This is a genomic window from Salinivibrio sp. SS2 (assembly GCF_001722075.1).
Lineage (GTDB): Bacteria > Pseudomonadota > Gammaproteobacteria > Enterobacterales > Vibrionaceae > Salinivibrio > Salinivibrio proteolyticus.
The window spans coordinates 21,404-29,109 of record NZ_MEBP01000109.1 but is presented as its reverse complement, the minus strand read 5'-3'; the positions used below and the strand labels follow the sequence as shown (position 1 = coordinate 29,109).

Sequence of the window (7,706 nt, the reverse complement as noted above, 5' to 3'; positions counted from 1 at the left end):
CTCTGGCTCTGGCTCTGGCACGGTATGCGTGTCGCTTTCTACCTCAGGCGCAAGGCTTTCTTGTTCATTTTGTGATGCAGCCTGATCATTGAGGCTATCAACCGATGTGGCTGACTCCACCGCGTCTTCCGCCACGTCTGACGGCTGAGTATGCGATTCTTGTTCTGGTTCTGGCTGTTCTTTTTTGCGGCCGAAACCCAGCCACGACATTAATCCACGTTTCTTTTTTTCTGCCATTGGCAAATCCTAAAGCATGCTTGGTACAATCAGCGGCACATTACCGAATCGGCATAGTCTATCACCTTCTTTACGGTCAAAAAATCTATGGTTAAACGCGCCTCCCGGAAACCTTCATCTGCTTCGCCATCACGTGCGGCAGGTACTGTGAGAATTATTGCTGGCCGCTGGCGTGGCCGTAAGTTGGCAGTACAGGATGCGCAAGGCCTGCGCCCCACCACAGACAGAGTCAAAGAAACGGTGTTTAACTGGTTAGCCCCCTATCTGCCTGGTGCCCGCTGCTTGGATGTTTTTGCCGGTAGCGGCGGGTTGGGGTTTGAAGCTCTCTCACGCGGTGCTGCATGGGTCACATTTTGCGAAATGAATCCTCAAGCGGCCAAACAGCTGAGCACCAACCTCACCCAGTTACATGCAGCGCAGGCGAATGTGGTACAAGGCGACGCCTTAGCCAAACTGCGCGCAGGCCATCAGGGTGAACCGTTTGATATCGTCTTTGTTGATCCTCCCTTTCGAGAAGGATTACTGGCAGACACCCTGAATGCGCTAGAATCGCAAGGTTGGCTGTCACCCGATGCCTGTATTTATGTCGAAGCCGAGAATGAACTCAGCACGCACGATGCACCAGCGAATTGGCGGTTGCACCGAGATAAATCCGCGGGCCAAGTCAACTATCGACTGTATTTTAGAGAGGATGCATGAAAGCACTGATTATTCTGGCTAAAGCCGCCATCGCCTTTGTCTGGTTGGTATTGATTGCCAATATGTTTCACCCCTTCCCGGGCGTGGCCGCGATGGCGCTGTATATTATGACTGGCTTTTTATTGGTGATGCATGGATTGCAGATGCTGATCTTCTTAGGCGCGTTTGGCGATAAAATTGCGATGACGCGTTGGGAGAAGTGGTCCATTTTGATTTTTGGTATTTTCGCGCTGCTCGATATTCGTCGAAAATATATGGTCTGAGCTAGTCATCACGGTTGTGTTGGCATTGCCAGCACAACTCAAAACTGCCCGCATTATCCTCACCACAATGACCGCACACCCAGCGCGTCTGACTTTGTGCTTCGTACTCTTGGAGTAACACGCGCGCTTGATGGGTATGCTCTGGTGCCACCCAAAGCGTGACACCTTGTACGTCGGTCGGCAGCTCACCGACTGCAGCGCTTAAGGCCTCACCTTTTAGCAAACACGGGATATTATGGCTCGCCAGCAACCCCTTCAGGCTGTGTGCTTCAAGTGTATTACTGGCTTGATAGACCTTTTCCACCCCGTCGCCTCACGATGCGTAAATCACTGACGCGGTGATCAGGGCTTGAGCCATAAAGTAGGTCATCATCACCACTGCCTGAGAAGCACGAAATTCATCTTTGAAGCGTGAAAACGCCAACACCGTATCTGAGATCATAAACAAAATGGCCCCGCCAAATGCCAATGCTGCGGGCGTCGAGTGGGTATTGAGCCAATACTCGCCGGCCGCCCAAGCCATTTGTACGATCACGGCAATATAAACAGCCACTGGCAACGCTAACTTACCGAGGCTGGGCAGCAATAACAAAAAGACAATGATCCCGAGCCCGGATAGCAAGGACGGCAACCACCACACAATATGGCCATCAAACTGATACCAGAACGCGACGGTATAGACGATATGGGCAAACAAAAAGCTGGTGAGCCCCTGCACAAACCGATCTTTGGGCAGCATTAAGAAGATGTCACCGACCAGCGAAAGCAGCAGTGCCGAGAGCACGAGCTGAGCGTAAGTCGACTCGGTAATCTGGGTACTGCCAATCAGTACCAGCAGCACTATAGTGAGCGGCTTAAACAGATAAAACTGCCAGCGAGGACCACGGTAGGCTGCGGAGATATGTAGCAGTCCAGAACAACAGACAGCGAACCAGCTCCACATGATTATCATTCCTTTCACGACAAGGACGCCAAGTCTATGCCGCGTTGGGCAGATGTCCAGCTACCCTTGGTGAGAACAAGATCCAGTTAGAAAAAATGATGGTAAGAGAAGGCAACGCCATTCGCCTTTGGTGTTAGCCACTCCACTGAGGCCATACTTGTGCATAAAACCAAAGCGCGCCGGCGGTAAAGAGAAAAATAAGACCGGCTGCCAGCCGCCAAATCAAACGATGACTGCGCGGGACCAGCTCCGCTTCACACGCTTTGCACACGGACACGAATTGGCGTAAGTCGTCCACTTCAAAGCCTTCTTCATGTACCACTTTGTTGCGGATCGTCGCCACAAAACGCAGCTTGCCGATCACATCATTGGGCAAACGTTTTTGGCAGCTATCGATAAGCTGATGCAAGCCTTTTCCATCCGCGTGGTAATGCTGACGCAGCAGGCTTTCTAAACGCCGACTGTGTTTGATCACCACTGCTACTTCATCCATGGTTTCTCCCTTCGCTGGTCACTAACCAGTTTATACAGTATGGCGGTTTTTGTGTCGATTGGATGGCGGGTCTATCACGATTGCGATCTTGACCAACAGATTAACCCTACACGTCTGACCGCTTGGCCGCCCATCAAGGAACCAGCCAAGCAGTGCCTCGGTGGCGCTGCAGCCACGCCGTGACTAAGGCGGCGCCACTGAAGGCATACAAAGTGAGCACTGGGATCCACCACCACGCTGGCGATAACGTGGGCCAATAAGCACGTATTGGCCACAAAAATAGCGGATGGAGAAGGTAAATGCCCAAGCTATAACGACTCAGTTTCGCGAGCCATGCCGGGCTTGCCCGCCCCGCCATCAACGCACGCACAGCCAGAAACACTGCGGCGCTGATTAAAACGGTATTCACCGTGGTGTATGACAGCCAACCTTGGGTGATATAGCGTTGATGGGCAAGGCTGGTCGCTAAAACCTGATACATGGTTGCACCCAGTGCCGCCACGCCCAAGCCCCACCACAACACCCGAGCACGCGGGTACTGGTGCAACCAAAAACCTAGCCATAAATAGCCACCATACAAGATGAAGTCGTTGCGCCACCAGCCTTGTCCTCCGGCTAAATACCAAGCCGTCACGCCAATCCACAGTAAGCCGACCAGTGCGACGGCGACAGATGGCAAACGGGCTAATACCGGCCGTAACACCGGCACCCAAAGCAGCAAAGGAATGTAGTAATAGAAAAAGCCCAAGTGGTAATAGGTTTCATGCCATGGCGCCGCTTGTAGGGTCGAGAGCGTGGTCGTCAGGGAAAAGCCTTGCGGTGAAAGCCCCGCAATCACCGCAAACACGCCAGACCACACCACAAAAGGCACCACAACTTTCATCACCCGCCGACGCAAAAAGTGTGACCAGTTAAAGGGTTTACTCGCCGACAACAGCAGCAAGCCCGAGATCATGATAAACACCGGTACCGCCCAGCGGCTGACGGTATTGAGTCCTACCGCCACCAGCCAATCACTGTCTGGAATTTTACCCAGCTCCATACGATAGGGGCCCAATACATGAATCGCCACCACAAACAGGGCGGCCAGCACACGTAAGCCATCGAGATAGTCGATATGCCCTTGGGAAGAATCATCCTGCATTTGTTAACACCTTTTTACGCTTCAGGTTGTCAGACGCTCCCAACATATTACGCGAACTTACGGTGAGATAACCGACAAATGCGCAAAGATACAGTCAAATATGTCAGTTTTTATCCATAAAACCAGTACGCGGATCGGGTTATTGAGTTAAAAATTAGTGTTTAATCTTGCAATACAGTTAAAAAAACAATTAACATCCGGCCTCCTTTTCCCAGAGACGGGAAAATGCAGTTCAACCAAGGAGACGATGACATGCACTCAAGTACCACTGAGCAACAAGGTGGGCCGCACAAGCGCACGCTGTTTACACGCTTTCTCGATACCGTCGAATGGCTCGGCAACTTGCTTCCTCACCCAGTGACACTGTTCGCAATCTTCTGTGTCGCGATTCTACTCGCGTCCGGTATTGCCGGTTACTTTGATCTTGCCGTCGCCGACCCTCGCCCTGAGGGCGCGAAAGGACGTGCCGCTGATGGCATGATTTATGTACAAAGCCTACTAAACGCCGAAGGCTTGCAAATGATAGTCACCAACTTGGTGAAAAACTTTACTGGCTTTGCCCCACTCGGCACCGTGCTGGTCGCCATGCTGGGTGTATCGGTCGCAGAGCATTCGGGACTATTGTCAGCCTCGATGCGCGGGCTGGTAATGGGGGCATCGCGCCGTACCGTGACCTTTACCATCGTGTTTGCCGGTATCGTGTCGAATACTGCTTCAGAGTTGGGTTATGTCGTTCTGATCCCACTTGCGGCGATGATCTTCCACTCATTAGGTCGTCATCCATTGGCTGGCCTTGCCGCCGCGTTTGCAGGCGTATCCGGCGGTTACTCGGCGAATTTATTGTTAGGCACGGTCGACCCTTTGCTGTCTGGGATCACCGAGTCGGCAGCACAAATGATTGACCCAGACTACAGTGTCGGCCCAGAAATGAACTGGTACTTCATGTTTGTCTCCACCTTCTTTATCGCCTTTGTCGGCGCGTGGATCACCGATAAAATTGTCGAGCCCAAGTTAGGGGCATATGACTACAACCAAGCCTCGGAAGATGTCACCGCTGCCTCTGCCAGTAAACTGAGTGAGGACGAGAAGCGCGGTCTTCGTAATGCCGGCATTTCGATGTTGATTGTCAGTGGTATCTTGGCGCTGACCATCGTCCCAGAGTGGGGACCACTTCGTCATCCAGAAACCGGTGAAGTGGCAGGGTCGCCGTTTTTGAAAGGCATTGTCGCCTTTATTATGGTGTTCTTTGCCGTCCCAGGTATCGTGTTTGGTCGCACCGTCGGCACCATCAATAACGATCGCGACGTGATTGATTCAATGTCTAAGTCGATGAGCGCCATGGGCATGTATATCGTATTGGTGTTTTTCGCCGCCCAATTTGTCGCCTTCTTTAAATGGACCAACTTTGGCCAAGTGATTGCCGTCGGCGGCGCTGACTTTTTACAGACCATCGGTTTAACCGGACCAGCATTATTCTTTGCCTTCATCTTGATGTGTGGCCTGATTAACCTCTCGCTCGGCTCGGCGTCCGCGCAATGGGCTATCACCGCACCGATTTTTGTGCCTATGTTGATGCTGGTGGGGTATGCCCCAGAAACCATTCAGGCGGCGTATCGGATTGGCGACTCCGTCACCAACATTATTACGCCGATGATGAGCTACTTTGGCCTGATTCTGGCGGTCGCCTCCCGTTATGTGAAAAACCTCGGTATGGGCACCTTGATTGCCACCATGCTGCCCTACTCGATGATCTTTATGGTGGGATGGAGCATCTTGTTCTACGTCTGGGTCTTTGTGCTAGGTTTGCCTGTCGGCCCCGGCGCAGAAACGTATTACAACTTCAATCAGTAATTCCCCCAGTAGGATGATTTCGGCAAGCATGCAGTCATGCTTGCCTTTTTCTTTTCATTATCCCGTCATTTTCATCCCTACCCGAAGGCGGTTATAGTAGCTTTATCACAGCGATGGTAAGCAATGACAATGACAACCCCAGCTCATGCCGATAAACCGGCGGCCTTTGACCCTGACGCAATGGCGCGGGAAGCCCAATTTACCGATGCCTTTAAAGACGCCATTACCCCCTTTTGGCAACAGCGCGAACAGGGCACATTTCATGGCGAAGGCGGCCTGAGACTGCATTGGTGCAGTTTTACTCACCCCAAGCACACCAAAGCGGTGGTGGTGATTAATGGCCGGATTGAAAGCGTGATGAAATACCAAGAGATCTTCTACGATCTCTTTCAGATGGGCTATGACGTCTACAGCTTTGACCACCGCGGCCAAGGCTTGTCTCAACGCTTGGTCTTAAAACCACGCGATCTGGGCCATGTCGAACGCTTTGATGATTATGTCGCGGATGTGGCGACCTTTATGCAACAAGTCCGCGCCCACCGTCATTATGATGATTGGTTTATGCTCGGCCATTCAATGGGCGGGGCAATTGCCACCTTATACGCCCACCAGTATCCGGGGGCTGTGCAGGCTATCGCGCTGACGGCCCCCATGTTTGGTGTGCAAGTGAGCCCTTGGCTTGGACGTATCGCACCTTGGTTATGTCGCTCCTTAGCGCGCTATCAACATCCTCCACGCTTTGGACCCGGCCAAGTCGGCTATCGCCACGTACCCTTTGAGCAAAATCGTCTCACGCATTCTCGTGCCCGTTATGCGTGGTTTCGCCAGCTTTATATCAACCAGCCACAGCTACAAATTGGTGGGCCCAGCGCGCGTTGGATAGCGGAAGGATTAGCCGCGGGGACGCGCTGTCTGGCCCTTGCTCCCTCGCTGACCACCCCGACGTTTATCTGCCAAGCGGGCGAAGAATTGATCGTTTCTAATCCAGCGATGTCACAATTTCACGCCGTGCGTAAACAAGCCGGTCAATCCAGCCAATGGCGAACGTTCGACGGTGCTCGGCATGAAATTTTATTCGAAACGGATAATCACAGAGTCACAGCACTGCGTGAGATTGATGCCTTTTTCTCGCGCTATGTTGGCGAGTAAAAGCGGAAAAAAGACAGTGATACTGTTCCCTTTTTAACCCCAATAAGTTGCAGTAGACTCAGAGCATACTGTGATTATGATCGCCTGAACCAATGAGGACATGATGTACAAACTCGTCGCTTCTGATTTGGACGGTACCTTGCTAACCCCCGAGCACCGTATCGCCCCCTATACCAAGCAGGTGCTGCAACAACTCCACCAGCAAGGCATTCACTTTGTGTTCGCCACCGGACGTCATCATGTTGATGTGGCAAGCATTCGTGAAACCGTGGGGATCCCTGCTTACATGATCACCTCTAACGGTGCCCGTGTACACGACAGCAATGACCAACTGGTGTATCAGCACAACGTTGATCCCGCGATCGTCGCAAACCTGATTAACGAGGTGAAGCACGACCCAACCGTCACCATTCACCTATATCGCGATAATGATTGGCTGTTGAGCAAAATGGATGAAGAGCTCGCGCGTTATCACCAAGACTCTGGCTTTAACGCCAAAGAGTTTGATGTGGAGAATCCACCGGTCGATAACATCGCGAAGATTTTCTTTATTCGTCATGATCACGACCACTTACTCAAATATGAGCATCAGTTTTTGTCGCAATACGGCGATAACATCAGTATCGCTTTCTCGACTCCCTTCTGCTTGGAAGTGATGGGCAATGGGGTGTCCAAAGGAGCCGCACTCGAGGAAGTCGCGCGTCGTCATCAGCTCAATCTGGCCGACTGTATCGCGTTTGGTGATGGCATGAACGATGTCGAGATGCTGCGTGCTGCCGGTCGCGGCTTGGTGATGGCTACCGCCCAAGCGCGCGTCAAAGCGACCTTGTCGGACAACGCGATTATTGGCAGCCACGCCGATGAGGCAGTCGCGCGCTACCTAAACGCGCACCTGCTCGCACCACAATCCTAAGCGGTTAGCTCACA

9 protein-coding genes and 1 pseudogene are annotated in these 7,706 nt (G+C 52.3%); 5 read left to right on the top strand and 5 right to left on the bottom strand.

Going from position 1 to position 7,706, the window contains the following annotated elements:
• Nucleotides 1–237: pseudogene (locus tag BGK46_RS14055) on the bottom strand (hypothetical protein); the annotation flags it as partial.
• Nucleotides 238–324: 87 nt separating this feature from the next.
• On the opposite strand from BGK46_RS14055, the gene rsmD reads away from it, so the two are divergent.
• Both rsmD and BGK46_RS14045 read left to right on the top strand, forming a co-directional pair.
• The gene (gene rsmD, locus BGK46_RS14050) at nucleotides 325–936 is read left to right on the top strand and encodes a 16S rRNA (guanine(966)-N(2))-methyltransferase RsmD (RefSeq protein WP_069590258.1); all 612 of its coding nucleotides are present in this window, start codon (nucleotides 325–327) and stop codon (nucleotides 934–936) included.
• Complete coding sequence (locus BGK46_RS14045) at nucleotides 933–1,199, top strand: DUF1145 domain-containing protein (protein ID WP_069590257.1); 267 nt, start codon at nucleotides 933–935, stop codon at nucleotides 1,197–1,199. The genes rsmD and BGK46_RS14045 overlap by 4 nt, the downstream gene beginning before the upstream one ends.
• A 1-nt stretch (nucleotide 1,200) precedes the next feature.
• Here BGK46_RS14045 and BGK46_RS14040 read toward each other — a convergent pair whose 3' ends face one another.
• From BGK46_RS14040 to BGK46_RS14025, 4 genes are all read right to left on the bottom strand, one after another.
• On the bottom strand, nucleotides 1,201–1,503 hold the full coding sequence (locus BGK46_RS14040; RefSeq protein ID WP_069590256.1) for a DUF2007 domain-containing protein: 303 nt from the start codon (nucleotides 1,501–1,503) through the stop codon (nucleotides 1,201–1,203).
• Nucleotides 1,504–1,512: 9 nt separating this feature from the next.
• On the bottom strand, nucleotides 1,513–2,142 hold the full coding sequence (locus tag BGK46_RS14035) for a lysoplasmalogenase (protein WP_069590254.1): 630 nt from the start codon (nucleotides 2,140–2,142) through the stop codon (nucleotides 1,513–1,515).
• A gap of 133 nt (nucleotides 2,143–2,275) precedes the next feature.
• Nucleotides 2,276–2,635 (bottom strand): DUF4145 domain-containing protein, encoded by a 360-nt coding sequence (locus BGK46_RS14030; protein ID WP_069590252.1) that lies wholly within the window; start codon nucleotides 2,633–2,635, stop codon nucleotides 2,276–2,278.
• Between the two features lie 133 nt (nucleotides 2,636–2,768).
• Nucleotides 2,769–3,779: an acyltransferase gene (locus BGK46_RS14025; protein ID WP_069590251.1), complete on the bottom strand. Its 1,011-nt coding sequence runs from the start codon at nucleotides 3,777–3,779 to the stop codon at nucleotides 2,769–2,771.
• Nucleotides 3,780–4,031: 252 nt separating this feature from the next.
• On the opposite strand from BGK46_RS14025, the gene BGK46_RS14020 reads away from it, so the two are divergent.
• The 3 genes from BGK46_RS14020 to BGK46_RS14010 all read left to right on the top strand — a co-directional run bounded on the left by BGK46_RS14020 (nucleotide 4,032) and on the right by BGK46_RS14010 (nucleotide 7,692).
• Nucleotides 4,032–5,630 (top strand): AbgT family transporter, encoded by a 1,599-nt coding sequence (locus tag BGK46_RS14020; protein WP_069590249.1) that lies wholly within the window; start codon nucleotides 4,032–4,034, stop codon nucleotides 5,628–5,630.
• A gap of 129 nt (nucleotides 5,631–5,759) precedes the next feature.
• Nucleotides 5,760–6,779 (top strand): alpha/beta fold hydrolase, encoded by a 1,020-nt coding sequence (locus BGK46_RS14015; RefSeq protein WP_157891153.1) that lies wholly within the window; start codon nucleotides 5,760–5,762, stop codon nucleotides 6,777–6,779.
• Nucleotides 6,780–6,882: 103 nt separating this feature from the next.
• A complete protein-coding gene (locus BGK46_RS14010) occupies nucleotides 6,883–7,692 on the top strand; it encodes a Cof-type HAD-IIB family hydrolase (RefSeq protein ID WP_069590247.1) in 810 nt (269 codons plus the stop codon).
• Nucleotides 7,693–7,706 lie beyond the last annotated feature (14 nt).